Annotated in this window: 20 protein-coding genes; 10 read left to right on the forward strand and 10 right to left on the reverse strand. The window is 58.2% G+C overall.

Annotated features, from left to right (window positions below; genetic code table 11):
- Positions 1-5 precede the first annotated feature (5 nt).
- The 4 genes from F0319_RS04895 to iolB are packed head-to-tail and all read left to right on the forward strand — an operon-like array spanning position 6 to position 4,792.
- Positions 6-1,139: a Gfo/Idh/MocA family protein gene (locus tag F0319_RS04895; protein ID WP_149366388.1), complete on the forward strand. Its 1,134-nt coding sequence runs from the start codon at positions 6-8 to the stop codon at positions 1,137-1,139.
- A gap of 12 nt (positions 1,140-1,151) precedes the next feature.
- On the forward strand, positions 1,152-3,056 hold the full coding sequence (locus F0319_RS04900) for a bifunctional 5-dehydro-2-deoxygluconokinase/5-dehydro-2-deoxyphosphogluconate aldolase (RefSeq protein ID WP_149366389.1): 1,905 nt from the start codon (positions 1,152-1,154) through the stop codon (positions 3,054-3,056).
- Between the two features lie 11 nt (positions 3,057-3,067).
- Complete coding sequence (gene iolE, locus F0319_RS04905) at positions 3,068-3,958, forward strand: myo-inosose-2 dehydratase (RefSeq protein WP_149366390.1); 891 nt, start codon at positions 3,068-3,070, stop codon at positions 3,956-3,958.
- Positions 3,959-3,967: 9 nt separating this feature from the next.
- Positions 3,968-4,792 (forward strand): 5-deoxy-glucuronate isomerase, encoded by an 825-nt coding sequence (gene iolB, locus F0319_RS04910; RefSeq protein ID WP_149366391.1) that lies wholly within the window; start codon positions 3,968-3,970, stop codon positions 4,790-4,792.
- Between the two features lie 53 nt (positions 4,793-4,845).
- Here iolB and F0319_RS04915 read toward each other — a convergent pair whose 3' ends face one another.
- Genes F0319_RS04915 through F0319_RS04925 form a run of 3 tightly spaced genes read right to left on the reverse strand, consistent with a single transcriptional unit; the run spans position 4,846 to position 7,349 of the window.
- Entirely contained in the window at positions 4,846-5,589 is a 744-nt protein-coding gene (locus tag F0319_RS04915; protein ID WP_149366392.1) for an alpha/beta fold hydrolase, read from the reverse strand.
- A gap of 11 nt (positions 5,590-5,600) precedes the next feature.
- Positions 5,601-6,068 (reverse strand): DUF6130 family protein, encoded by a 468-nt coding sequence (locus F0319_RS04920; protein ID WP_149366393.1) that lies wholly within the window; start codon positions 6,066-6,068, stop codon positions 5,601-5,603.
- Between the two features lie 51 nt (positions 6,069-6,119).
- Positions 6,120-7,349: an MFS transporter gene (locus F0319_RS04925; protein WP_149366394.1), complete on the reverse strand. Its 1,230-nt coding sequence runs from the start codon at positions 7,347-7,349 to the stop codon at positions 6,120-6,122.
- 97 nt (positions 7,350-7,446) lie between these two features.
- Here F0319_RS04925 and F0319_RS04930 point away from each other — a divergent pair, with 97 nt between their 5' ends.
- Positions 7,447-8,319 carry a LysR family transcriptional regulator gene (locus F0319_RS04930; protein ID WP_149366395.1) on the forward strand — a complete coding sequence of 291 codons (873 nt, stop codon included), beginning with the start codon at positions 7,447-7,449 and terminating at the stop codon, positions 8,317-8,319.
- A gap of 14 nt (positions 8,320-8,333) precedes the next feature.
- On the opposite strand, the gene F0319_RS04935 is transcribed toward F0319_RS04930, so the two are convergent.
- Positions 8,334-8,522 (reverse strand): YfgG family protein, encoded by a 189-nt coding sequence (locus tag F0319_RS04935; protein ID WP_223580159.1) that lies wholly within the window; start codon positions 8,520-8,522, stop codon positions 8,334-8,336.
- 353 nt (positions 8,523-8,875) lie between these two features.
- Here F0319_RS04935 and F0319_RS04940 point away from each other — a divergent pair, with 353 nt between their 5' ends.
- Positions 8,876-11,116, forward strand: coding sequence for a sensor domain-containing phosphodiesterase (locus F0319_RS04940; protein ID WP_149366396.1), 2,241 nt, complete (start codon positions 8,876-8,878; stop codon positions 11,114-11,116).
- A gap of 4 nt (positions 11,117-11,120) precedes the next feature.
- Here F0319_RS04940 and ppx read toward each other — a convergent pair whose 3' ends face one another.
- The 4 genes from ppx to purM all read right to left on the reverse strand — a co-directional run bounded on the left by ppx (position 11,121) and on the right by purM (position 16,606).
- Positions 11,121-12,659, reverse strand: coding sequence for an exopolyphosphatase (gene ppx / locus F0319_RS04945; RefSeq protein WP_149366397.1), 1,539 nt, complete (start codon positions 12,657-12,659; stop codon positions 11,121-11,123).
- A gap of 3 nt (positions 12,660-12,662) precedes the next feature.
- Positions 12,663-14,723, reverse strand: coding sequence for a polyphosphate kinase 1 (ppk1, locus tag F0319_RS04950; RefSeq protein WP_111965176.1), 2,061 nt, complete (start codon positions 14,721-14,723; stop codon positions 12,663-12,665).
- Positions 14,724-14,930: 207 nt separating this feature from the next.
- Positions 14,931-15,572, reverse strand: a complete 642-nt coding sequence (gene purN, locus F0319_RS04955) for a phosphoribosylglycinamide formyltransferase (RefSeq protein ID WP_032646794.1) — start codon at positions 15,570-15,572, stop codon at positions 14,931-14,933.
- The gene (purM, locus tag F0319_RS04960) at positions 15,569-16,606 is read right to left on the reverse strand and encodes a phosphoribosylformylglycinamidine cyclo-ligase (protein ID WP_008501643.1); all 1,038 of its coding nucleotides are present in this window, start codon (positions 16,604-16,606) and stop codon (positions 15,569-15,571) included. Before purM ends, purN begins: the two co-directional genes overlap by 4 nt.
- 266 nt (positions 16,607-16,872) lie before the next feature.
- On the opposite strand from purM, the gene F0319_RS04965 reads away from it, so the two are divergent.
- The 4 genes from F0319_RS04965 (at position 16,873) to F0319_RS04980 (ending at position 21,331) form a co-directional block, all read left to right on the forward strand.
- Entirely contained in the window at positions 16,873-18,303 is a 1,431-nt protein-coding gene (locus F0319_RS04965) for a 6-phospho-beta-glucosidase (protein WP_149366398.1), read from the forward strand.
- Positions 18,304-18,530: 227 nt separating this feature from the next.
- On the forward strand, positions 18,531-19,157 hold the full coding sequence (gene upp, locus F0319_RS04970) for a uracil phosphoribosyltransferase (protein WP_023308769.1): 627 nt from the start codon (positions 18,531-18,533) through the stop codon (positions 19,155-19,157).
- An 86-nt stretch (positions 19,158-19,243) separates the two neighbouring features.
- A complete protein-coding gene (uraA, locus tag F0319_RS04975; protein WP_111965179.1) occupies positions 19,244-20,533 on the forward strand; it encodes a uracil permease in 1,290 nt (429 codons plus the stop codon).
- 96 nt (positions 20,534-20,629) lie between these two features.
- Positions 20,630-21,331, forward strand: a complete 702-nt coding sequence (locus F0319_RS04980) for a DnaA inactivator Hda (RefSeq protein WP_211438414.1) — start codon at positions 20,630-20,632, stop codon at positions 21,329-21,331.
- A 65-nt stretch (positions 21,332-21,396) separates the two neighbouring features.
- On the opposite strand, the gene arsC is transcribed toward F0319_RS04980, so the two are convergent.
- The gene (gene arsC, locus F0319_RS04985; protein WP_149366399.1) at positions 21,397-21,753 is read right to left on the reverse strand and encodes an arsenate reductase (glutaredoxin); all 357 of its coding nucleotides are present in this window, start codon (positions 21,751-21,753) and stop codon (positions 21,397-21,399) included.
- Between the two features lie 18 nt (positions 21,754-21,771).
- Positions 21,772-23,235: a beta-barrel assembly-enhancing protease gene (gene bepA / locus F0319_RS04990; RefSeq protein WP_111965181.1), complete on the reverse strand. Its 1,464-nt coding sequence runs from the start codon at positions 23,233-23,235 to the stop codon at positions 21,772-21,774.
- Positions 23,236-23,443: the final 208 nt, after the last annotated feature.

Here is a 23,443-nt window from a genome sequence, read left to right on the forward strand (position 1 = left end):
TCACGATGAAAGAGGTTCGTATTGGATTAATTGGCACCGGGTATATCGGCAAGGCGCACGCTATCGCCTATGCCCAGGCCCCAACGGTGTTCAACCTGCGCGGCAGGCTGGTGCGCGAGATGGTGGCGGAAGTCACGCCGGAGCTGGCGGCAGAGCGCGCGCAGGCGTTTGGCTTCAACCGCTCCACCGGCGACTGGCGGGCGCTGGTGGCCGACCCGGCTATTGATGTGGTGGATATTTGCTCACCCAACCATCTGCATAAAGAGATGGCGCTGGAGGCGATCCGCCACGGCAAGCACGTCTACTCGGAGAAGCCGCTGGCGCTGTACGCCCACGACGCGCGGGAGATGGTTGACGCCGCGAAGCGGGCCGGGGTGAAAACGCTGGTGGGGTTCAACTACATGAAGAACCCGACGGCGCAGCTGGCGAAGGAGATTATCGCCCGCGGTGAAATTGGCGAGGTGATCCACTTCTACGGCACCCACAACGAAGACTATATGGCCGACCCGCTGTCGCCCATTCACTGGCACTGCTTTAAAGAGACCGCCGGGCTGGGGGCGCTGGGCGACCTCGCGGCGCATATTGTCAATATGGCCCAGTACCTGGTGGGGGATATTGAGCAGGTCTGCGGCGACCTGAAGATCGTGGTCCCGGCGCGCCCGGCGAAGGCCGGATCGTCGGACATGATTGCCGTCGAAAACGAGGATCAGGCCCACGCGATGGTGCGCTTCGCGGGCGGGGCGCAGGGCGTGATTGAAACCTCCCGCGTCGCCTGCGGCCGCAAGATGGGGCTGTCGTACGTCATCACCGGGACGAAAGGCGCCATCAGCTTCACCCAGGAGCGCATGGCGGAGCTGAAGCTCTATCGGCATGACGATCCGGTGAACCGTCAGGGATTCCGGACCTTACTCGTCGGCCCGGCGCACCCGGACTACGCCGCGTTCTGCATGGGCGCAGGACACGGGATTGGCTTTAACGATCAAAAAACGGTGGAGGTGCGCGATCTGGTGGACGGGATTGCCGCCGACGCGCCGATGTGGCCGGACTTCGAAGAGGGCTGGAAGGTATCGCGCGTGCTGGATGCAATCGCGCTCTCGCACCGGGAAGGCCGCTGGCTGAACGTGAACGACATTGTCTGATGAGGTATCAACGTGGAAAAGCAGTTTGATGTGATATGCATGGGCCGCGTGGCGGTAGACCTCTACAGTCAGCAGATTGGTGCCCGTCTGGAGGATGTGTCGAGCTTCGCCAAATACCTCGGCGGCTCGTCCGGCAACGTGGCGTACGGCACCGCGCGCCAGGGCCTGCGCTCGTCGATGCTGGCACGCGTCGGCGATGAACATATGGGCCGCTTCCTGCGCGAAGAGCTCAACCAGGTGGGCTGCGATACCAGTCATCTGATTACCGATAAAGACCGCCTCACGGCGCTGGTGCTACTCGGCATTAAAGACCGGGACACCTTTCCTCTGATTTTTTATCGCGATAACTGCGCGGATATGGCCATTACGGCTGGCGATGTGGACGAAAGCTACATTGCCTCCGCACGTTGTCTTGCCATCACCGGGACTCACCTTTCTCATCCTCAGACCCGCGAGGCGGTGCTGACGGCGCTGGGCTATGCCCGCCGTCACGGCGTGCGCACGGTGCTGGACATCGACTACCGTCCGGTGCTGTGGGGGCTCACCGCCTTAGGCGACGGTGAAACGCGCTTTATCGCCGCCGATAAGGTCACCCGCGAGCTGCAGGAGGTGCTGCACCTCTTCGACGTCGTTGTCGGCACCGAGGAGGAGTTTCACATTGCGGGCGGCAGCACGGATACCCTGCAGGCGCTGGGGCAGGTGCGTGCAGTCAGTGACGCAGCGCTGGTCTGCAAACGCGGCGCGCTCGGCTGCTCGGTCTATACCGACGCCATTCCGCCCCGGCTGGACGACGGCCTGACGGTGACCGGCGTGCGCGTGGAGGTGCTGAACGTCCTCGGCGCAGGGGACGCGTTTATGTCCGGCCTGCTGCGCGGTTACCTGAACGACGAGGGCTGGGAGCAGGCGTGCCGCTACGCCAACGCCTGCGGCGCGCTGGTGGTTTCGCGCCACGGCTGCGCCCCGGCGATGCCGAGCAAAATCGAGCTGGATGACTATCTTTCGCGCGCTGCAGATGTGCCGCGCCCGGATCTTGACCCGCGTCTTAACCATCTCCACCGGGTGACCACCCGACGCCGCGAGTGGCCGGAGCTGTGCGTGATGGCCTTCGACCACCGCAGCCAGCTTGAGGATATGGCGATGCAGTGCGGCGCGTCGCTTAAGCGCATTCCGGCGCTGAAGCAGCTGATCCTGCAGGCCAGTCGCGAGGCGGCAAGCCGCGCCGGGCTGGAGGGCAAAGCCGGCCTGCTGTGCGACGGAACCTTTGGTCAGGACGCGCTGAACGCCATCACCGGCGAGGGGTGGTGGATTGGCCGTCCCATCGAGCTGCCGGGCTCCAGGCCGCTGGAGATGGAGCATGGCAACATCGGCACCCAGCTCATCAGCTGGCCGCAGGAGCATGTGGTGAAGTGCCTGGTCTTCTTCCACCCGGAAGACGCTCACGGCCTGCGCCTGGAGCAGGAGCAGAAAATCGCCGAGGTGTACCACGCCTGCTGCCGGTCCGGGCATGAGCTGCTGCTGGAGGTGATATTGCCCGCCAGCATGCCGCGCAGCGACGAGCTCTACCTGCGCGCCATCTCCCGTTTCTACAACCTCGGCATTTACCCCGACTGGTGGAAGCTGCCGCCGCTTTCCGCCGAGGGCTGGACGGCGCTGAGCGAGATTATCGAACGCCGGGACCCGCACTGCCGCGGGGTGGTGATCCTCGGCCTGGATGCCCCGGCGGAACAGCTGCGCGCCGACTTCAGGGCCGCAGCAGGGCAGACGGTAGTAAAAGGCTTCGCCGTGGGGCGCACGCTGTTTGGCGATGCCTCCCGCGCGTGGCTGAAGCACGATATTGACGATGCGCAGCTGGTGGCACGCATCCGGGACAACTACCTGCAGCTTATCGCCTGGTGGCGCGAGCGCGGACACGCATAATGGAGAAGACAATGAGTGTACAACTGGGCATTAACCCGCTGACGTGGACGAACGACGATCTGCCTTCTCTGGGCGCGGAGACGTCGCTGGAAACCTGCCTGAGCGAAGGTAAGGAGGCCGGTTTCGCCGGCTTCGAGCTGGGCAATAAGTTCCCGCGCGAAGCGCGCCTGCTCGGCCCCATCCTGCAGCGCCACGACCTGCAGCTGGTCTCCGGCTGGTACTCCGGTCGCCTGCTGGAGCGCAGCGTGGAGGAGGAGATCGCCGCCGTGCAGTCCCACCTGACGCTGCTGCGCGAGCTGGGGGCGAAGGTGCTGGTCTTTGCGGAAGTGAGCGGCTGCATTCACGGCGACCAGCAGACCCCGGTGCATCTGCGCCCGCGCTTCCCGCAGGCGCGCTGGAAGGAGTACGGTGAGAAGCTTACCGAATTTGCCCGCTACACCCAGCAGCAGGGCGTGCAGATTGCCTACCATCACCATATGGGCACGGTGATTGAGTCCGCCGACGATGTGGACAACCTGATGACCCACACCGGCGATGCGGTGGGGCTATTGCTCGATACCGGCCATCTGACCTTTGCCGGGGCCGATCCGCTGGCGGTGGCGCAGCGCTGGGCGTCGCGCATCAACCACGTCCACTGCAAAGACGTGCGTGCCGACGTGCTGGCGGACGTGAAAAACCGTAAAACCAGCTTCCTCGACGCGGTGCTGAGCGGCGTGTTTACCGTGCCGGGCGATGGCTGCGTCGATTACCCGCCGATTATGCGGCTGCTGAAGGCGCAGGATTATCACGGCTGGCTGGTGGTGGAGGCCGAGCAGGACCCGGCGATTGCCCATCCGCTGACCTACGCCCGTCTGGGGTATAACAATCTGAGCCGCCTGGCGCGCGACGCCGGACTGATTTGAGGAGGTGACATGTCACGTCTGTTATCACGCTGGCAACAGCCGAACGCGGAGGGGCGCACCCAGTCCGTCATGCCGGAAAGCGCAGGGTGGGGGTACGTCGGCTTTGAGGCGTATGAACTGCAGGAGGGGCAGACGCTGACGCTGCCCGCCGTCCGCGAAGAGCGCTGTCTGGTGCTGGTCGCCGGGCGCGCCTCCATCACAACGCCTTCCGCGCAGTTTAACGATATTGGCGGGCGGATGAGCCCGTTCGAGCGCATCAAGCCGTGGGCGGTGTACGTCACCCCGCAGGAGACGGTACAGGTGAAGGCGCTTACGAAGCTTGAGCTGGCGGTCTGCGCCGCGCCTGGCAAAGGCACGTATCCGACGCGGCTGATTGCGCCGCAGGATATCGACGGCGAAGCGCGCGGTAAGGGCCACAATCAGCGCTACGTGCACAACATTTTGCCGGAAGACAAGCCCGCCGACAGCCTGCTGGTGGTGGAGGTGTGGACCAATGAGGGCTGCACCAGCTCGTATCCGAGCCACAAGCATGACACGGATAATCCGCCGCAGGAGACGTATCTGGAGGAGACCTACTACCATCGCCTCAACCCGGAGCAGGGGTTCTGCATGCAGCGCGTCTACACCGACGACAGAACGCTGGATGAGTGTATGGCGGTCTATAACCGTGACGTGGTCATGGTGCCGAAGGGCTACCACCCGGTGGCGACGATGGCCGGGTATGACAGCTACTACCTCAACGTGATGGCCGGGCCGGTGCGCAAATGGATGTTCACCTGGGAGGAGGACCACGCGTGGATTAATCGCGATTATCCCGCAGATGGCGGGCACTGAGGCTATTTTTGCCGGGTGGCGCTGCGCTTACCCGGCCTACAATTTACAAAATATTATTTTGCTTCAATCGCCTGCTCAATCGTCCGGGCAACGATCTGCGGCTGGCTGACCATAGACACGTGGCTTGCCGCCACCTCGGTGGTTTTCGCGTGGATCGTCTTCGCCATCGCCCGTTCAAGATCGGGGTTGATCATTCGGTCATTCTTGCTAACCACATACCAGCTCGGTTTGTCATGCCACGCCGCGTGGGGGACTTTTTCACCAAAAGCCTCAGCCTTAATTGGCCCCTGCGTGGCTGCAATCGTATCTTGAATGGCTGGCTTCACGTCAGGCGCGAAATCCTTCCTGAGGGCTTCCGTCGGCAGGTATAAATAGCCGTCCGCCGTTTTGGCAATGACTGCGCTACCCGGCGGCGCAGGGTAGCTTCCTGCCAGGTCCGCCGTCGACTGGCCGGAATCAGGCGCGAATGCCGCCACATACACCAGCGATTTTACCCGCGCATCGTTGCCCGCCTCGCTAATCACGGTGCCGCCCCAGGAGTGGCCCACCAGCACTACGTCACCCTGCGCGCGGGCGATGGCCCGCTTTGTGGCGGCAACGTCATCGTTGAGCGACGTGAGCGGGAGCTGGACGGCAATGACCTCGGCGTGCTGCTTCTGCAACAGGGCAATCACCTTATTCCAGCTGCTGCCGTCGGCAAACGCGCCGTGAACCAGCACGACGCTGGTTTTACCCTGCGCAAAGGCGCTGGCGGAAAGCGCCAGCAGGCCTGCCGTTAGTACAGTCAGTGCTTTCATCTTGAGACTCCTTAAAAATGGTGGACTTCCGCGTGGGGCGGTACGGTGAATTCAATGGTTTTGTGGTCGAGCGGCTTGTGCGTCGGGTCGGCCAGAATAATCGTCACCTTGTGTTTACCGGCGGGGAGTCCCACCAGAATTACCGGCTCTCCGCTGGCGTCAGCCCAGTGCCAGGGCGCGTCATCCACCACCACGTGAATGTGTCCGATGCGCGGGGTGACCTTGAGCGCTTCAGGTCCGAATACCGGCTCGATGCGCAGGTTTTCGGCACGGTACTGGATAAACACCGCGCCTTTGCTCAGCGGCCCGGCAAGCGGGGGATCGACGATCAGCTTTGCGGGCGGCTGCGGCTGCGCCAGCGGGGCAACGGCGGCGGGGCCGTTAACGTCCCCGGCGCTCAGGTTGTCCAGCGGCGTGGCCTGGGCATGGGCTACAGATGCCAGGACAAGCAGGGTGATAAGTGCATAACGACGGGTCATCGGTCTCTCTCCTCATCGGTTCTGAATGGCGACAGGGAAAGAAAACCATTTTTATGTATCGGAGATATTTGCCGGAGGCGGCGTTTTGTACCCGTTTGTCAGCGTGGCGCTCTTGATACAGTGCGATACAGTTTGCTTCCCGGGACAGCGCACGATCGCTATCGCCAGCCCGGCAATCACCAGCGTCAGCCCCGTCGACACCCCCATTGCGCCAGCGATCCCCAGCGTTTTGTTCAGCCACGCATAGGCAAACGGTGAGGCTGCGGCCATAAGTTGGCCCGGGATAAGCAGCATGCCCGTACGGCGGGCATAGCTTTCGGTGTTAAACAGTTCCAGCGGCAGCGTGGCTTTCACGATGGTGACCAGCCCGTTGATGGCACCGTAACCCAACACAAATCCGGCCGCGCACCAGACAAACTGGGAACTGCTTAGCCCAACCAGAAAGCAGAGCGGCATGGCGAGCGCGGTAAAAAGCGTGAGTTTGAAGGGGGTTAAGCGGGCGCCCGCCAGCACTTCCAGCGAGCGAGCACCCGTCTGGCCGATCCCCCACAGCATGCCGATGGCGACAGGCAGACCGAAGTGGGCAATAAACTCCGGCAGATGGGTGGACGTGCCGTTCGAAACAAAGGTAATGAGGGCAATGAAGATGGCATAAAGCCAGCCGTGACGCCGCTCGTTGTTCAAAGGCGGCGCGGTGACCTTTGTCGTCACCGTTAGCCGCTGACGGGGAAGCGTTCTTATCAGCGCCGCGCTCAGCAGGCCGAACAGAGCATAGACGCGCAGCGCGTCCTGCCAGCGCATAACCTGAAGCAGAGCATCGCCCAGCGGCCAGAAGACGGCGGAGGCCAGTCCACCCGCCAGCGTGACGCGTGAGATTGTTCTGCGCGCCTGCTGCCCGTAGAGGTTCACCAGCGCGGCGAACAGCGCATCGTAAAGCGACAGGCGCATGCCTGTGCCGGCGACCAGCCAGGCACAGTACCACCCAAAAAGCGTCTGGGTATACGCCATCCCTGCGCAGCTTGCGGCGATCAGCAACGTTCCGCTCATCACCACCGTCTGACCGCCAAAGCGTGCCAGCAGGCGGGCGACAAAAGGGGATACCGCCGCCATCACCAGCATCGCCAGCGTCAGGCCGAGGTAAATCTGCGGTGAAGACCATCCACGGTCAGCTGAAATGGCCAGCGCAAAGGTGCCCGGCATATAAAACGAGATCCCCCAGTTGATGAGTTGATTACATCCGGCAGTGAGGGCGAGGTGGCGTGGCAGGGCAGGTGTTTCCATTATTTTTCATTCCGCTATGCAGTTGTCCTGAGCATAACGGGCGCGGTATTGTGCTGGCAGGGCAGCAACCTTATGCGCGGTATAAGAGAAACTTTGAATGACGACGCTTAATCTGGGCTTTCTCGCCACCTTCCGTCTGGTGATCCAGCGCGGCAGCTTTTCAGCGGCAGCGGATGTGCTGGGTATCTCTCAGCCCGCCGTCAGCCTGCAAATACGCCAGCTGGAGCAGTTTTTGCAAACGCGGCTGGTAGAGCGTACCGGGCGAGGGATAAAGGCGACGGCTGCCGGAGAGGCATTGCTGGCGCATGGGGAGCGTATTCAGCAGGTGGTGGATGACGCTATTCGGTCCGTGAGCGCATTCAGCCACGATGTGAGCGGCACCATTACGCTTGGCACGGGGGCAACGGCCTGCATCCATTTTCTGCCGCCTCTGCTGGAGCAGCTACGACGCGACTATCCGCTCCTGAACGTGGGGGTGACGACGGGCAACACCCGCGATATCGTCAGGGCCATCGAAGAGAACCGTCTCGATATGGGGCTGGTCACGCTGCCGGTGAGTGGCAAGGCGTTGGACGTCATGCCGGTGATGGACGAAGAGTTTGTTTTTATCGCCTCGCGGGAGCTGAAGGATGTTTTCAGGGACTTTACCCCGGATGCGCTGCACGCTCAGCCGCTGATTGCCTTTGAATCAGGTAGCGGAACCCGGACGCTGATCGATGGCTGGTTTGCGGCTAATGGATTAGCGATCGCACCGGTGATGCAGCTTGGCAGCATCGAGGCGATCAAACGCATGGTTCGCGCGGGGCTGGGCTACAGCATCGTGCCTCGAATGGCGGTAGAACAGGATGACGATCGCGAAGGACTATGCGTGATGTCGCTTACGCCCATGCTGCAGCGGCAGCTGGCGGTGGTGATGCGACAGGATAAAATCCTCAGCAAAGGGATAGCGGCCATTATTCGGCTCGTGTAGCATCCTTCGGCGGTTTAGCGGTCAGCGGTATCGACGGTCAGGCCGGATTGCTGCGACTGGGTTTTGTCCTGATGGTGGTACCAGGCGCCAATCGAGGAGTAAACGAAGCGGCCAAAGAAAAACAGAAAGCTTATGAGCAGTATGATGCGGGTCATTCGGGTGTTAAATCGATGTCGTTTGCGCATACGCGTGACCTGACTCACTCTGTTTATCCTGGGTAAGCCCTTTTGGGCGATAGGGATATTAAGGCACAGCGGGAAGAAGGGGTCAATTCTGCAGTGTGTAAATAACCGTCAATGTATACATTAATTAATGTTATTGAATTTAATTAATGCATTTACCATATTGATAATATGAAGAAAATTATTTCAAAAAAAGCGCCACAAAGAGTAATTTGCGTAAAGTAGTTTGATTTAAGTCAACGGATTCCCGGCCCTGATATTTAAAATCCTTCCTCCACACAGTTCGCCCCGCACGCCGCCGGGCGGCGCGTACGTCAGGTTGGATGCCTGTCTTTATTTTCCCTCTGGAGCGAAAGGGGTTTAACCGGGCATCTATGAACATTCTCGCTTTCCTGAAAAAAAATGAAAACCGCTGGTGGGCATTGCCGCTTATTTTGCCTGTGGTGTTACTTCCCGTGCTGAGCATCGCGAATACCTTCACGCAGCTGGGCGACGGCATTGCGGCACTCTATTATTTACCCCTCTCATTTTTGCTTTCGCTGATGATGTTCTTTGGGCTGGAAGCGCTGCCTGGGATCGTATTGTCGCTGTTTATCCGCTATTACCCCTCGGTCGGCATGTTCGAAACGGTCGCTGGTATGCTCCATTTTGTCGTCCCTTTAGTGCTGAGCTGGGGCGGCTACCGGGTGTTTGCGCCCAGACGGAATATGACCGCATACGGCGACATCCGGCTGATGGCGCAGCGCATCTTCTGGCAGGTCTTCTGCCCCGCGACGCTATTTCTGGTGCTGTTTCAGTTTGCGGTGTATTTAGGCGTGTATGAGAGCCGGCAGAGCCTTGCGGGATTAAACCCTCTTAATATTCGCACGCTCATCAACTATCAGACGCTGCTGGTCAGCGGGCTGACGGGCGTGCCGCTGAGCTATCTGCTGATCCGCCTGATTCGCCATCCGCGCTATCTCAAAAGCCTTCTCTCGCAGATCCGTGCCCAGATAGATAAAAAGGTGACGGTCATTGAGTTTCTGATGTGGGCGATTGCGCTAGGCGGGCTGCTTACGCTGCTGCTGCTCCCGATGAATGAAAACAGCTCCATTTTCACCACGAACTACACCCTGTCGCTGCTCATGCCGGTGATGCTCTGGGGCGCGATGCGTTTTGGCTATAAGCTGATTTCGCTTATCTGGACGCCGATACTGCTGGTATCTATTCACTATTTTTACCGCTATATCCCGGTGAACCCGGGGTATGACATTCAGCTGGCGATCACCTCTTCCAGTTACCTGGTCTTCTCGTTCGTGGTGGTTTTTATGTCGATGCTGGCAACCCGGCAGCGCGCGGTGAACAAACGCTCGCGCAGGCTGGCGCTGCTCGATCCGGTCGTCCATATGCCTAACCTGCGGGCGCTGTCGCGCGATCTGGCGAAAAACCCGTGGTCGGCGCTCTGCCTGCTGCGTATTCCGGAGCTGGAAATTCTGGGCCGAAATTACGGCGTGTTGCTGCGGATTCAGTACAAGCAGCAGCTGGCGCAGTGGGTGAACGGTACTCTCCAGCCCAACGAGCAGGTGTACCACCTGACCGGGTACGACATGGCGGTACGCCTCAACGCGGAATCGCACCAGCAGCGGATTGAAACCCTGGACGAGCATATCAAACAGTTCCGCTTTGTCTGGGACGGCATGCCGCTTCAGCCGCAGGTGGGAGTGAGCTATTGCTATGTCCGGTCCCCGGTTAACCATCTGTATCTGGTGCTGGGTGAACTGGGCGTGGTTGCCGACCTGTCGCTCGCCTCCAACCATCCGGAAAATCTTCAGCAGCGTGGGGCCGTCCATTTGCAGCGTAACCTGAAGGATAAAGTTGCAATGATGAGCCGCCTGCAAAAGGCGCTTGATAACGACGAATTCACCCTGCTGGTTCAACCCGTTCGCGGCCTGCGTGGCGATTGCTATCACGAAGTCCTGCTCCGGATGCCGGATGCCAACGGGCTATTGATCTCTCCCGATCGGTTCCTGCCCGTCGCGCAGGAGTTTGGCCTCTCCTCGCGGGTGGATTTGTGGGTGCTGGAGTATACTCTGCGCTTCCTGGCCGCGCATCGCGAAAGGCTGCCCGGCCAGCGTTTCGCCATTAATCTGGCCCCCTCAACCGTATGTCGGGTGCAGTTTCCGCTTGAGGTCAGTCGCCTGCTGGCGAAATACGCCATTGAGCCGTGGCAGCTAATTTTTGAAGTGACGGAGTGCAGCACCTTTTGCAATGCGGAGCAGGCGCTACACATCCTCCGGCAGCTGCAGAAAATGGGGGTACGTATTGCGATTGATGATTTTGGCACCGGCTATGCGAGCTATGCGCGGCTGAAAAGCGTGGATGCGGATATTCTCAAGATCGACGGCAGCTTTATCCGCAATATCGTCAACAACAGCCTGGATTATCAGATTGTGGCGTCTATCTGCCATCTGGCGCGCATGAAGAAGATGCTGGTGGTGGCGGAGTACGTCGAGACCGAAGAGATACGTAGCGCGGTTCACGCGCTAGGCATCGATTATGTGCAGGGCTATCTGATTGGCAGACCGGCGCCGCTTGAGTCGCTGCTGGAAGCTGAGGCGTCCTGCGCGGACGCCTGAACCGTTACGCGGCGACGTCGGCGCTCTCTTCTTCGATTTTGAGCAGCCAGCCGGTGACGGCTTCCCAGTACTGCTGTTCTTTTTCCAGGTCCAGCAGGACCAGCGCGTTCTGGCTGAACCAGTCGTGCGGGAAGCTCAGCGTCCAGTGATGGTCGTCGGTTTTAAGCTTCAGCGTGGGCGGCGTGGTGGTGGCCTGGCGCTGGTTATTGAGCAGTACGCCCAGACGCAGCAGCTGTATAAGCGGCAGGAACTGTTTTTTCTTGAACAGCGTGAAGCGCGGCAGGTCGTCGAGCTTGATGGCTTTGCGGTGATAACGCACCAGGGTCGCCATCATGGTTTGCTGCTCCTGGTTGAAGCCAGGCAGATCGCTATTTTGCAGAATGTAGGCCGAATGGCGATGCATCCCGCTGTGGTTGATGTTGAGCCCCACCTCGTGGAGCATTGCGGCCCATTTTAACAGCGCGGCAAGCTGCGGGTGCGCGAGCTTCGGATTCTGCTCTTCCCACTGCTCGTACATCTGCACCGTGGTGTCCAGCACGCGCTTCGCCTGCTCGCGGTCTATGTTGTACTGGTTAGCCAGGCTTTGTGCGGTGCGGCTGCGAATATCCTGATGGCGGAAGCGGCCTTCCATCTCATACAGCACGCCTTCGCGCAGCGCGCCGTCGGAAAGGCGCAGCTCTTTAATGGCGAGGGCATCAAACACGCCGCAGAGGATGGCCAGCCCCGGTACGAAGACCACCTTACGCTCGTCGGAAAGACCTGGCAGGCTTAAGGCGTCAAAACTTTTATGCTTCAGCACCTCTTCGGCCAGCAATGTCAGGCGTTCGGGCGTGATAAACCCGTCTTTTTCACCCATCGCCAGCAGCACTTCATGCGCCGCTTTGATGGTACCCGACGCGCCCAGCGCCACGTTCCAGCCCTGGATACGGTACTGCCAGGCCAGGTTTTCCAGCTTCTGGACGGCCGCCATCCGCGCACGCTGGAAGTTCTCGCGGGTGATGCAACCGCCCGGGAAATACATCTGTGCGAAGCTGACGCATCCCATACGGCGGCTTTCCACCAGGCGCGGCTCAAAGTCTTCGCCGATCACAAGCTCCGTAGAACCGCCGCCGATGTCGATCACCAGCTTGCGCCCTTTTTCCGGCTGGGTGTGCTCGACGCCCATGAAGATCAGACGCGCTTCCTCGTTGCCGGAGATGATCTCAATCGGGTAGGGGATCACCTTTTCGGCCCGCTTGAGAAACTCAGGTGCGTTCAGGGCCTGGCGTAGGGTGTGGGTGCCCACGATGCAAACGCTGGAGGGCGAGAAGCCCTGCAGGCGTTCAGCAAACAGCGACAGGCAGTTTAACCCGCGCTCCATCGCCTCTTCGCTGAGCATGCTGCGTTCATCAAGACCATCCGCCAGGTGTACGCGCTGCTTCAGACGACCGATGATCTGCAACGCGCCATCTACCTCACGGGCGATGACCATGTGGAAACTATTAGAGCCAAGATCGACCGCGGCGAATTCCTGCGGGCGTGGGGTCTTATCATTTATCGGCATAGGTTAATCGGGTTGCTCGAGTGATTTGATATAGTCGTAAATCGCCAGTTGCGACCGCACTTTACGGCGGTTGCCGCGCGGTACATAGCGGTTACTGAGTTCTTTGTCGATATAGCGTGCTTTCACGGTATCGCTAAACAGAATCTCGATGATGTCGAGGATCTGCTGCTTCAGGCGCGGATCCAGCAGCGGTGCCGCGACTTCAATTCGGTAGTCAATATTGCGCGTCATCCAGTCTGCCGAAGAGAGATAGACCTGTTTATCACCCGCATTATCGAAAATATAGACCCGATCGTGCTCCAGGTAGCGGTCAACAATGCTGATCACGCGAATATTGTCGCTGATGCCTTCCAGTTCCGGGATCAGCGAGCACATGCCGCGGATCAGAAGATTAACCGGTACGCCGGAGCTGGACGCCGCATACAGCCTGTCCACCAGCCCTTTATCGACCAGGTTGTTAAGCTTCAGCGTGATGCCGGACGACAGCCCTTTCTGGGCATTGGCGATCTCTTTATCGATCATATCGTACAGCAGACGGCGCGAGTTCTGCGGCGAGACCAGCAGATAGTCGAAGCTCACCGGACGGTACGGGTTTTCGATAAAGTTAAAGACCCGGCGCACTTCGTTAGTGATGCGGGCATCGGCAGTTAAGAGCGAGTAGTCGGTATAAATTCGCGCGGTTTTCTCGTTAAAGTTCCCGGTACCGATGTGGGCATAACGCACCACCTCATCGCCCTCTTTACGAGAGATGAGGAACAGCTTGGCGTGAATTTTCAGCCCTGGCGCGGAGAAAATGACGTGCACACCGGCTTCCGTCAGACGACGCGCCCAGTGAATGTTCGCCTCTTCGTCGAAGCGCGCCTGCAGCTCAACCACCACTGTGACTTTTTTGGCGTTGTGCGCCGCGTGGATCATCGCATCGATGATGCGAGAATCTTTTGCCACGCGGTAGATGTTGATTTTGATCGCCAGCACGCTCGGGTCGAACGAGGCCTGACGCAGCAGTTCCAGCACGTGCTCGAAGGTGTGGTACGGATAGTAGAGCAGGACATCGCGTTCGCGGATGGCGTCGAATCCGTTGCGGAATTTATCGAACCAGAGATGGCGCAGGCGCGGCAGCGGCTTGTTCACCAGGTTGGCTTTGCCGACGTTCGGGAAGCCAATAAAATCTTTAAAGTTGTGGTAACGACCACCCGGAACGATGGAGTCATAGCGCGAAATGGTCAGTTTCTCACGCAGCATCTCCACCATGGCGTCCGGCATATCGCGCTGATAGACGAAGCGCACCGGTTCAGCCGTCAGGCGCTGTTTCAGGCTGGATGACATCAGCTCCATCAGGCTGGCTTCCATCTCGTGCACCAGGTCATATTCGGCGTCACGAGTCATTTTCATCGAGTAGGCGTTTAACGCATCGTAATCGAAGAAGCCTTTGAAGATGTCGTCCAGACAGTAGCGCAGGATGTTATCCAGCAGGATCATTGGTTTGCGTCTGCGCGGAGTTTCCGGCGGCAGGTTCACAAAGCGCGGCACCTTGTCGGATGGGATCTCCAGCAGCGCGTAACGGATAGACTCACCGCGAATAATTTCCACCGCCAGGTAGGTGTAGTCATCTTTCAAAAACTGCACCAGATCGGTTTCGCGGTTGATCAGAATGGGGGTAATGTGCTGGCGCAGATAGTGTTTGAAGTAGTGGCGCAGCCAGTTTTGTTGGTTAACGGAAAGCTGGCGTTCGTTAATCAGGAAGATTTGATTGCGCGCCATCTCCAGCAGCAGTTCGTTATACAGGCCGTCAAATTCCTGATCGGCTTTCAGCACGCGGGACTGGATTTTGCCCAGCAGATGCCGCGAGTGCGAGTTTAAGCCCTGTTCTTCGCTGATGATGATGCGTCTTTTCAGCTCGGCAAAGCGAACTTTGTAGAACTCATCCAGGTTGTTCGAATAAATACCCAAAAAACGCATGCGCTCGATCAGCGGGTTACTTTTGTCTGCCGCTTCCTGGAGTACACGTTCGTTGAATGCTAACCAGCTTAGCTCTTTCTCGATATATAACTTTTCCTGACCCATTACAGCTCACACTCCAGTTCAATCACAGGACGTGGTAAATCCGTCTCGTCCTTATTATGGCGAGCATTTCCACGATATGTCCAACAGTGCCAGAAAAGTATGACAGTTATTTTTTTTATTGGGGAATTTAGAGGGTTGGGGAGGGGACATTCGGGTAATGCATCAGGCAGGTCGGGTAAGCGCAGAAGCGCCACCCGACATAATAAACTACTCTTCCGCCGCATGGCCCTGCGGAGGTAACTTAACGCCGTCCAGCCAGGCAGCGCCGTCGCGCATCTCGAGACGTCCGTCGACAAACCAGCTTACCACCAGCGGGTAAATGGCGTGTTCCTGGGTCTGCACGCGTTCGGTCACGTCTTCTTCGCTATCGCCGTCAAAGACCGGGACTTTCGCCTGCAGGATAACCGGGCCGCCGTCCAGCTCGTCGGTAACGAAATGCACGGAGGTGCCGTGCTCCTCATCGCCATTTTCCAGAACCTGACGATGGGTATGCAGGCCGGGATATTTCGGCAGAAGAGAAGGGTGAATATTCAGCAGACGTCCGGCGAAGTGTTCTACAAAAGCCGGGCTCAGAATGCGCATATAGCCCGCCAGCACGACTACGTCCGGCGCGTAGGCATCAATCTCATGCACCAGCTCGCGGTCAAAGGCTTCACGCCCGGCGAACTGGCTGGCTTCCAGCGCGTGCGCGGGAATGTTCGCTTCCCGCGCGCGCTCAAGGCCGAACGCGTCGGCCTTGTTGCTGAATACTGCCCGAATGGTGCCGTTGATTTTCTTCTGCTTGCAGGCGTCTATGATGGCCTGCAAATTGCTTCCGTTGCCGGAAATGAGCACCACGATGTTTTTCATTCAATGACCACACGCTGTTCGGAATCGGAGGCTTTAATCGTACCGATTTTCCACGCGTTTTCACCTTTCTCCGTCAGCAGCTTCACTGCTTTATCCGCTTCGCTTGCCGGCAGGGCGATAACCATGCCCACGCCACAGTTAAAGGTGCGGTACATTTCGTGAGAGCTCACGTTGCCCGCGGTCTGCAGCCAGTTAAACACGGCTGGCCACTGCCATGAGGATTCGTCGATCACCGCCTGGGTGTTGTCCGGCAGAACGCGCGGAATATTTTCCCAGAAGCCGCCGCCGGTCAGGTGGGCAATGGCGTGAACGTCGACGTTCTCGATAAGCTCGAGCACGTTCTTAACGTAGATACGTGTTGGCGCAAGCAGATGGTCAGCCAGTGGTTTACCGTCAAGCTCGGTGGTCAGCGGATCACAGCCGCTCACTTCGAGGATTTTACGCACCAGGGAGTAGCCGTTAGAGTGCGGGCCGCTGGAGGCCAGCGCGATCAGCACATCGCCATCGGCCACTTTGCTGCCGTCGATAATTTCTGATTTTTCTACTACGCCGACGCAGAAGCCCGCGACGTCATAATCTTCGCCGTGATACATGCCCGGCATTTCTGCGGTTTCACCACCGACCAGCGCGCAGCCAGACTGCAGACAGCCTTCGGCGATACCGTTAATCACGCTTGCCGCGGTATCTACGTCCAGTTTGCCAGTCGCGTAGTAATCGAGGAAGAACAGCGGCTCTGCGCCCTGTACCACCAGGTCATTCACGCACATCGCGACCAGATCGATACCGATCGTGTCGTGACGTTTTAAATCCATCGCCAGGCGCAGCTTGGTGCCTACACCGTCAGTACCCGAGACCAGAACAGGTTCACGATATTTTTGCGGCAGCGCGCACAGTGCGCCGAATCCACCCAGACCACCCATCACTTCCGGGCGGCGGGTTTTTTTCACCACACCTTTGATTCGGTCAACCAGCGCATTACCTGCGTCAATATCAACACCGGCATCTTTGTAGCTGAGAGAAGTTTTGTTGGTCACGGCTTAAATCCCCACGCGATTGCATAGCTAGTAAGAAAAATCGGCGCAATTCTAACAGTCCAGGCAAACGTTTGCGAGCCTATTCTGGACGTGGAGATCTTTTTTTCTGTGCACCCCGTGAATGCAGCCAAACTTGACTCTGTTCACGAAAATGAAACCGGTTTCTGAGAACTGCTTGCAACGGTTATTCCCTTTGCACATCATCGAACTGAAACCGGTTTCTGTAATTGTTTTTGCAGAAAATAACGCAGAATGAGGGAAAGCGAATGTCAGGATTTAAAGCAGATTTTCTGTGGGGTGGGGCCGTTGCGGCGCACCAGCTGGAAGGCGGCTGGAAAGAGGGTGGCAAAGGCGTGAGCGTGGCCGATGTCATGACCGCGGGCGCGCACGGCGTGCCGCGTGAAATCACCAACGGCGTGCTGGAAGGGAAAAATTACCCTAACCATGAAGCCATCGATTTCTACCACCGCTATAAAGAAGACATCAAACTCTTTGCCGAGATGGGGTTCAAATGCTTCCGCACCTCTATTGCCTGGACGCGGATCTTCCCGAAAGGCGACGAGCTTGAGCCTAACGAGGCTGGCCTGAAATTCTATGACGACCTGTTCGACGAATGCCTGAAGTACGGCATCGAACCGGTTATCACCCTGTCTCACTTCGAGATGCCTTTCCATCTGGTCACGGAATACGGCGGCTGGCGCAACCGTAAGCTGATCGACTTCTTCGTTCGTTTTGCAAAAGTGGTATTCCAGCGCTATCAGCATAAAGTGAAGTACTGGATGACCTTCAACGAGATCAACAACCAGGCCAACTTCCACGAAGACTTTGCGCCGTTCACTAACTCCGGGCTGAAGTACGCGCCAGGTGAAGACCGTGAGCCGGTGATGTTCCAGGCGGCGCACTATGAGCTGGTGGCCAGCGCCCTGGCGGTGAAGGCGGGGCGTGAGATTAACCCGTCGCTGCAGATTGGCTGCATGATTGCCATGTGTCCTATCTACCCGCTCACCTGCGCGCCGGACGATATGATGATGGCGATGAATGCCATGCACCGCCGCTACTGGTTCACCGACGTGCACGTGCGCGGCAGGTACCCGCAGCATCTGCTCAACTACTTTGCGCGTCGCGGCTTTACGCTGGATATTACCGAAGAAGATAAAGCCGCGCTGACGCAGGGCTGCGTGGACTACATCGGCTTCAGCTACTATATGTCCTTCGCCACCAAGGCGACGTCGGATAACCCGCAGCTGGATTACGACGAGAGCAAGAGCCTGGTCACTAACCCGTACGTGCAGAAATCGGACTGGGGCTGGCAGATTGACCCGGTGGGGCTGCGCTACTCCCTCAACTGGTTCTGGGATCACTATCAGCTGCCGCTGTTTATCGTTGAGAACGGCTTTGGCGCGATCGACGTGCAGGAGAGCGACGGCACGGTGAACGACCAGTACCGCATTGACTACCTGTCCGCCCACATCCGCGAGATGAAAAAAGCGGTGGAGGAAGATGGCGTGGATCTGATGGGCTATACCCCGTGGGGCTGTATCGACCTCGTTTCTGCCGGTACGGGCGAAATGAAAAAACGCTACGGCTTTATCTTTGTCGACAAAGACAATGAAGGCAACGGCACGCTGAACCGCAGCAAGAAGAAATCGTTCGACTGGTATAAGCAGGTAATTGCGAGCAACGGCGATAGCCTGTAATTGCCGGGTGGCGCTAACGCTTACCCGACCTACACTACACGTAGGTCCGCGTAAGCGCAGCGCCACCGGGCAGAACCCGCACCCAAGCCGGAGTCTCGCCTCCGGTTTTTTTTGTCTCTAAATCACTTTGCTTGATATACGTCAAGCAAGATGGGTATGGCCTAATCCGAAAAAAGCGGTATAATCCCGCGATTTTTTTGCGGACGCCGCCTCAGAGGAGAAAGAGAATGAAGATTGTGGAAGTGAAACACCCACTCGTTAAACACAAGTTGGGCCTGATGCGTGAGCATGACATCAGCACGAAGCGTTTTCGCGAACTGGCATCTGAAGTCGGCAGCCTGCTGACATACGAAGCGACCTCCGATCTGGAAACGGAAAAAGTCACCATCGAAGGCTGGAACGGCCCGGTGCAGGTTGAGCAGATCAAAGGTAAGAAAATTACCGTGGTGCCAATTCTGCGTGCCGGTCTCGGCATGATGGAAGGCGTGCTGGAGCACGTGCCAAGCGCGCGTATCAGCGTGGTGGGTATCTACCGTAACGAAGAAACCCTTGAGCCGGTTCCTTACTTCCAGAAGCTGGTGTCTAACATCGACGAGCGTATGGCGCTGGTGGTTGACCCGATGCTGGCGACCGGTGGTTCGATGATCGCCACCATCGACCTGCTGAAAAATGCAGGCTGTAACAGCATTAAGGTGCTGGTGCTGGTTGCGGCTCCGGAAGGGATCGCGGCGCTGGAAAAAGCGCACCCGGACGTTGAGCTGTATACCGCCTCTATCGACCAGGGCCTGAACGAGCACGGATACATCATTCCGGGGCTCGGCGATGCCGGCGATAAGATCTTTGGTACGAAATAATCGAATAACGATAAATAAGCCGACTTTGATAGTCGGCTTTTTTTTGAATAAAACACCAACAACAATACTACTCAGAGGAAAACACTATGACGCGCCGTGCTATCGGGGTGAGTGAAAGACCGCCGCTTTTACAGACTATCCCGCTTAGTTTGCAGCACCTGTTCGCCATGTTTGGCGCAACCGTGCTGGTGCCAATCCTGTTCCACATTAACCCGGCAACCGTGCTGTTGTTCAACGGCATCGGTACGTTGTTGTACCTCTTTATCTGTAAAGGCAAAATCCCGGCGTATCTGGGGTCAAGCTTCGCGTTTATCTCGCCGGTTTTGCTGCTGCTGCCGCTGGGTTATGAAGTCGCGCTGGGCGGCTTTATCATGTGTGGCGTCCTGTTCTGCGTGGTGTCCTTCATTGTGAAGAAAGCCGGTACCGGCTGGCTGGACGTGATGTTCCCGCCTGCGGCGATGGGCGCCATCGTTGCGGTCATCGGTCTTGAACTGGCGGGTGTGGCGGCGAATATGGCCGGTCTGCTGCCTGCTGACGGCCAGTCACCGGATTCCAAAACCATTATCATCTCGCTGGTAACGCTTGGCGTAACGGTGTTTGGTTCCGTCCTGTTCCGCGGCTTTATGGCGATCATCCCGATCCTGATCGGCGTGCTGGCGGGCTACGCGCTCTCCTTCGCGATGGGCGTGGTGGACACCACTCCGATTGCCGAGGCGCACTGGTTCGCGCTGCCAACCTTCTACACCCCTCGCTTCGAATGGTTTGCGATTTTCACCATTCTGCCTGCGGCGCTGGTGGTGATTGCGGAGCACGTCGGCCACCTGGTGGTGACGGCGAACATCGTTAAGCGCGATTTGATCCGTGACCCGGGTCTACACCGTTCCATGTTTGCGAACGGTTTCTCCACCATTATCTCCGGTTTCTTTGGCTCAACGCCAAACACCACCTACGGTGAGAACATCGGCGTGATGGCGATTACCCGCGTCTACAGTACCTGGGTTATCGGCGGCGCGGCGATCATCGCCATTCTGCTCTCCTGCGTCGGCAAGCTGGCGGCAGCGATTCAGATCATCCCGGTGCCGGTGATGGGCGGCGTGTCTCTGCTGCTGTACGGGGTAATTGGTGCCTCCGGTATTCGCGTGCTGATTGAATCCAAAGTGGATTACAGCAAGGCGCAGAACCTGATCCTGACCTCAGTAATCCTGATTATCGGCGTGAGCGGCGCGAAAGTGCACATCGGTGCGGCCGAGCTGAAGGGCATGGCGCTCGCGACCATCGTCGGCGTTGGCCTGAGCCTGATCTTCAAGCTGATCTCGGTGATCCGCCCTGAAGAGGTGGTACTGGACGTTGACGAAAGCGAAAAAGCGTCACATTGATCGAAAAGTCGGGCGAGGGATCGCCCGGTTCTCTCCTTGCAGGTTCCGTGTTAAACTCCTTTCCGATTTTACGTAGGATCTCTGGTTGAGGTATTTCTGAACGGACCGGCACAGCTCTCTCTGCCACTTTATCTCCCTGACGACGAAACTTTCGCGAGTTTCTGGCCGGGTGATAACCCCTCTTTACTGGCTGCACTGCAAAACGTGCTGCGCCAGGATCACAGCGGATACATCTATATCTGGTCACGCGAAGGCGCGGGGCGCAGCCATCTGCTGCATGCCGCCTGCGCGGAGCTTTCAGCGCGCGGTGATGCAGTAGGCTACGTGCCGCTGGATAAACGTACGTGGTTCGTGCCTGAGGTGCTGGAGGGAATGGAACATCTCTCGCTGGTCTGCATTGATAATATCGAGTGCGTGGCGGGGGACGAGCCGTGGGAAATGGCGATCTTCAACCTCTACAACCGCATCCTGGAGTCGGGCAAAACCCGGCTGCTGATCACCGGCGATCGTCCACCGCGACAGCTGAATTTGGGGCTGCCGGATCTGGCGTCTCGTCTGGACTGGGGGCAAATCTACAAGCTCCAGCCGCTGTCGGATGAAGATAAGCTTCAGGCGCTACAGCTGCGCGCAAAACAGCGCGGATTTGAGCTGCCGGAGGACGTGGGACGTTTCCTGCTCAAGCGTCTGGATCGCGAAATGCGCACGCTGTTTGACACGCTCGATCAGCTCGATCGCGCCTCCATTACCGCCCAGCGCAAGCTGACCATTCCGTTTGTGAAAGATATTCTCAAGCTTTGAGTTTTTTGCCGGGAGGCGGGCGGGGTTTGTAGGCCCGGTAAGCGTAGCGCCACCGGGCTAAACCATCACAGGATCTCGAGCACGTCTTCCGGCGGACGTCCAATGCGCGCCTGGCCGTTCGCCACCACAATCGGGCGCTCAATCAGCTTTGGATTTTCAACCATCGACTGGATCAGCTCAGCCTCGGTGAGACGGCTGTCATCCAGGTCGAGCGACTTATACAGATCTTCTTTCTGACGCATCAGCTCTCTAGCGCTGCCCATTCCCAGCATGCGCAGCAGCTGGCGGAGGGTTTGCGCGTCAGGTGGTGTATCAAGGTAAAGCACCACTTCCGGCTCAACGCCGTTAGACTTCAGCAGGCTCAGGGTATCGCGGCTCTTGGAGCAGCGAGGGTTGTGATAGATTTTTACGGCGTCTGTCATGACGTGAATTCTCCTTTATTACATCTTCTCGTACGGCTTAAAGCGCTGCTGCAGGCCGCGAAGCTGATCGATACGCGCGTCGTAACGGGCCTGCTGTAGGCTACCAAGCTTGACCTGCGAGCTGGCGCTGCTGAGCGCGGAAATCGCCTGATCGAGGCGGCCCACCAGGGCAAAGCCTTCGGCACGCGCCGCAAGCTCCTGATCGCGGTTGCCGAGCTGGGCTTCCGCCTGAGCGAGCAGATCCCAGCCGTTTTGATCGTCTTTATTATTAAAGGTGTAGCGGTTCAGGATAGTCGCCGCTTCACCCGGCTGGCCGCCCTGCAGGTAAGCATTCGCCAGGTTAAGCTGCAGCACCGGGTTGGTACGGACATCTTTCGCCCCTTTCAGACGGTTAATCGCATCGGCGGTTTTCTTCTGCCCCAGATCGATATCCGTCGAAAGATCGAGATACCACGGGTTGTTCGGGTCGGCAGCCAGAAGCGGTTGCAGCGCTTTACGCGCCTCGTCGTATTTGCTGGCTTCCATCGCCTGAAGCGCCTGACCATACTGCGCGGCGTTTTTCTCACGCACGTTGCCTTTCGCCAGGGTATCCAGCAGGTCACTGGTGAGCTGGTTACGCCCGGAATTGTACATTCCAAGCGTTCTCACTTTCGCCATGTAGAAATCCTGCGAAGACTGGACCACCACAGGACGCATCTGGTTTGCACGGTTACGCGCGTCCGATAGTCGGCTTTCAGGCAGCGGGTGCGTCAGCAGGATTTCCGGCGGACGGGAAGAGTAACGCGCCTGATCGAGCAGTTTTTCCAGGAAGCTCGGCATGGCCTGCGGGTCAAAGCCCGAGCGCTGCAGCACCTGAATCCCGATGCGGTCCGCTTCCTGCTCGTTTTGTTGGGTGAAGCTGATCATCCCCTGACGCGTTCCCGCCAGCGTACCGGTCAGGGCCGCCATCCCGGCCTGCGGGCTGGCCATCGCCAGCAGAATAGAGCCCAGTGCACCCACCCAGGTGAGGGGAGCGTTACGTTTCTGGTCTTCCATCGCACGCGCCAGGTGACGCTGTGTGACGTGCGAAATTTCGTGCGCCATTACCGAGGCCAGCTGGCTTTCGTTGTCTGAATAACGGAATAACGCTGAATGCAGCACCACGTTACCGCCAAAGAAGGCGAAGGCGTTGATTTCGTCATTATTGATTAAATAGAAATGGAAGGGGGTCTTTACCGAGTCGGCGTGCGCTACCAGACGCATCCCCAGCCCGTTTATGTACTGCACCAGCAAAGGGTCGTTGATCAGCGGGGCGCTGCCGCGCAGTTGGCGAACATAGTAATCCCCCATTTGCATCTCTTGCCCAATAGAGAGCGTGCTTCCTGCTGTGGTGCCCATGTCCGGCAATGAATCGGACGAGTCAGCAAAAGCGGGCAACACCTGACCGACCGTCACCGCGGCAATCAGTGTTGCAACCAGTGTTTTTCTCAATTGCCTGAACATAACCACTGTCCTGTATGTTGGATGTGCTAATTTGACCGATGAACCGGCATATCGTTCATCTCTGCTGCCCTGCGAGTGTAGCCGTGTTGTAGCATGAAGAAAATCCCATTCATCAGGGTTTTGCGGATTGCGATCGGGATACAAAAAGCGAAAGTCTTTTTTGTGACAGTTAGATACAATTCACCGTCTCACTCCCGCCATTCGATTC

Source organism: Enterobacter vonholyi, assembly GCF_008364555.1.
In the GTDB taxonomy this organism is placed as follows: domain Bacteria; phylum Pseudomonadota; class Gammaproteobacteria; order Enterobacterales; family Enterobacteriaceae; genus Enterobacter; species Enterobacter vonholyi.

What these genes read in the sequence shown, in the direction of transcription:
- F0319_RS04895 (WP_149366388.1), top strand. Translation starts at nt 6, where the DNA reads ATGAAAGAGGTTCGTATTGGATTAATTGGCACCGGGTATATCGGCAAG.
- iolE (WP_149366390.1), top strand. Translation starts at nt 3,068, where the DNA reads ATGAGTGTACAACTGGGCATTAACCCGCTGACGTGGACGAACGACGAT.
- iolB (WP_149366391.1), top strand. Translation starts at nt 3,968, where the DNA reads ATGTCACGTCTGTTATCACGCTGGCAACAGCCGAACGCGGAGGGGCGC.
- F0319_RS04915 (WP_149366392.1), bottom strand. Translation starts at nt 5,589, where the DNA reads ATGAAAGCACTGACTGTACTAACGGCAGGCCTGCTGGCGCTTTCCGCC.
- F0319_RS04920 (WP_149366393.1), bottom strand. Translation starts at nt 6,068, where the DNA reads ATGACCCGTCGTTATGCACTTATCACCCTGCTTGTCCTGGCATCTGTA.
- F0319_RS04925 (WP_149366394.1), bottom strand. Translation starts at nt 7,349, where the DNA reads ATGGAAACACCTGCCCTGCCACGCCACCTCGCCCTCACTGCCGGATGT.
- F0319_RS04930 (WP_149366395.1), top strand. Translation starts at nt 7,447, where the DNA reads ATGACGACGCTTAATCTGGGCTTTCTCGCCACCTTCCGTCTGGTGATC.
- F0319_RS04940 (WP_149366396.1), top strand. Translation starts at nt 8,876, where the DNA reads ATGAACATTCTCGCTTTCCTGAAAAAAAATGAAAACCGCTGGTGGGCA.
- ppx (WP_149366397.1), bottom strand. Translation starts at nt 12,659, where the DNA reads ATGCCGATAAATGATAAGACCCCACGCCCGCAGGAATTCGCCGCGGTC.
- ppk1 (WP_111965176.1), bottom strand. Translation starts at nt 14,723, where the DNA reads ATGGGTCAGGAAAAGTTATATATCGAGAAAGAGCTAAGCTGGTTAGCA.
- purN (WP_032646794.1), bottom strand. Translation starts at nt 15,572, where the DNA reads ATGAAAAACATCGTGGTGCTCATTTCCGGCAACGGAAGCAATTTGCAG.
- F0319_RS04965 (WP_149366398.1), top strand. Translation starts at nt 16,873, where the DNA reads ATGTCAGGATTTAAAGCAGATTTTCTGTGGGGTGGGGCCGTTGCGGCG.
- upp (WP_023308769.1), top strand. Translation starts at nt 18,531, where the DNA reads ATGAAGATTGTGGAAGTGAAACACCCACTCGTTAAACACAAGTTGGGC.
- uraA (WP_111965179.1), top strand. Translation starts at nt 19,244, where the DNA reads ATGACGCGCCGTGCTATCGGGGTGAGTGAAAGACCGCCGCTTTTACAG.
- arsC (WP_149366399.1), bottom strand. Translation starts at nt 21,753, where the DNA reads ATGACAGACGCCGTAAAAATCTATCACAACCCTCGCTGCTCCAAGAGC.
- bepA (WP_111965181.1), bottom strand. Translation starts at nt 23,235, where the DNA reads ATGTTCAGGCAATTGAGAAAAACACTGGTTGCAACACTGATTGCCGCG.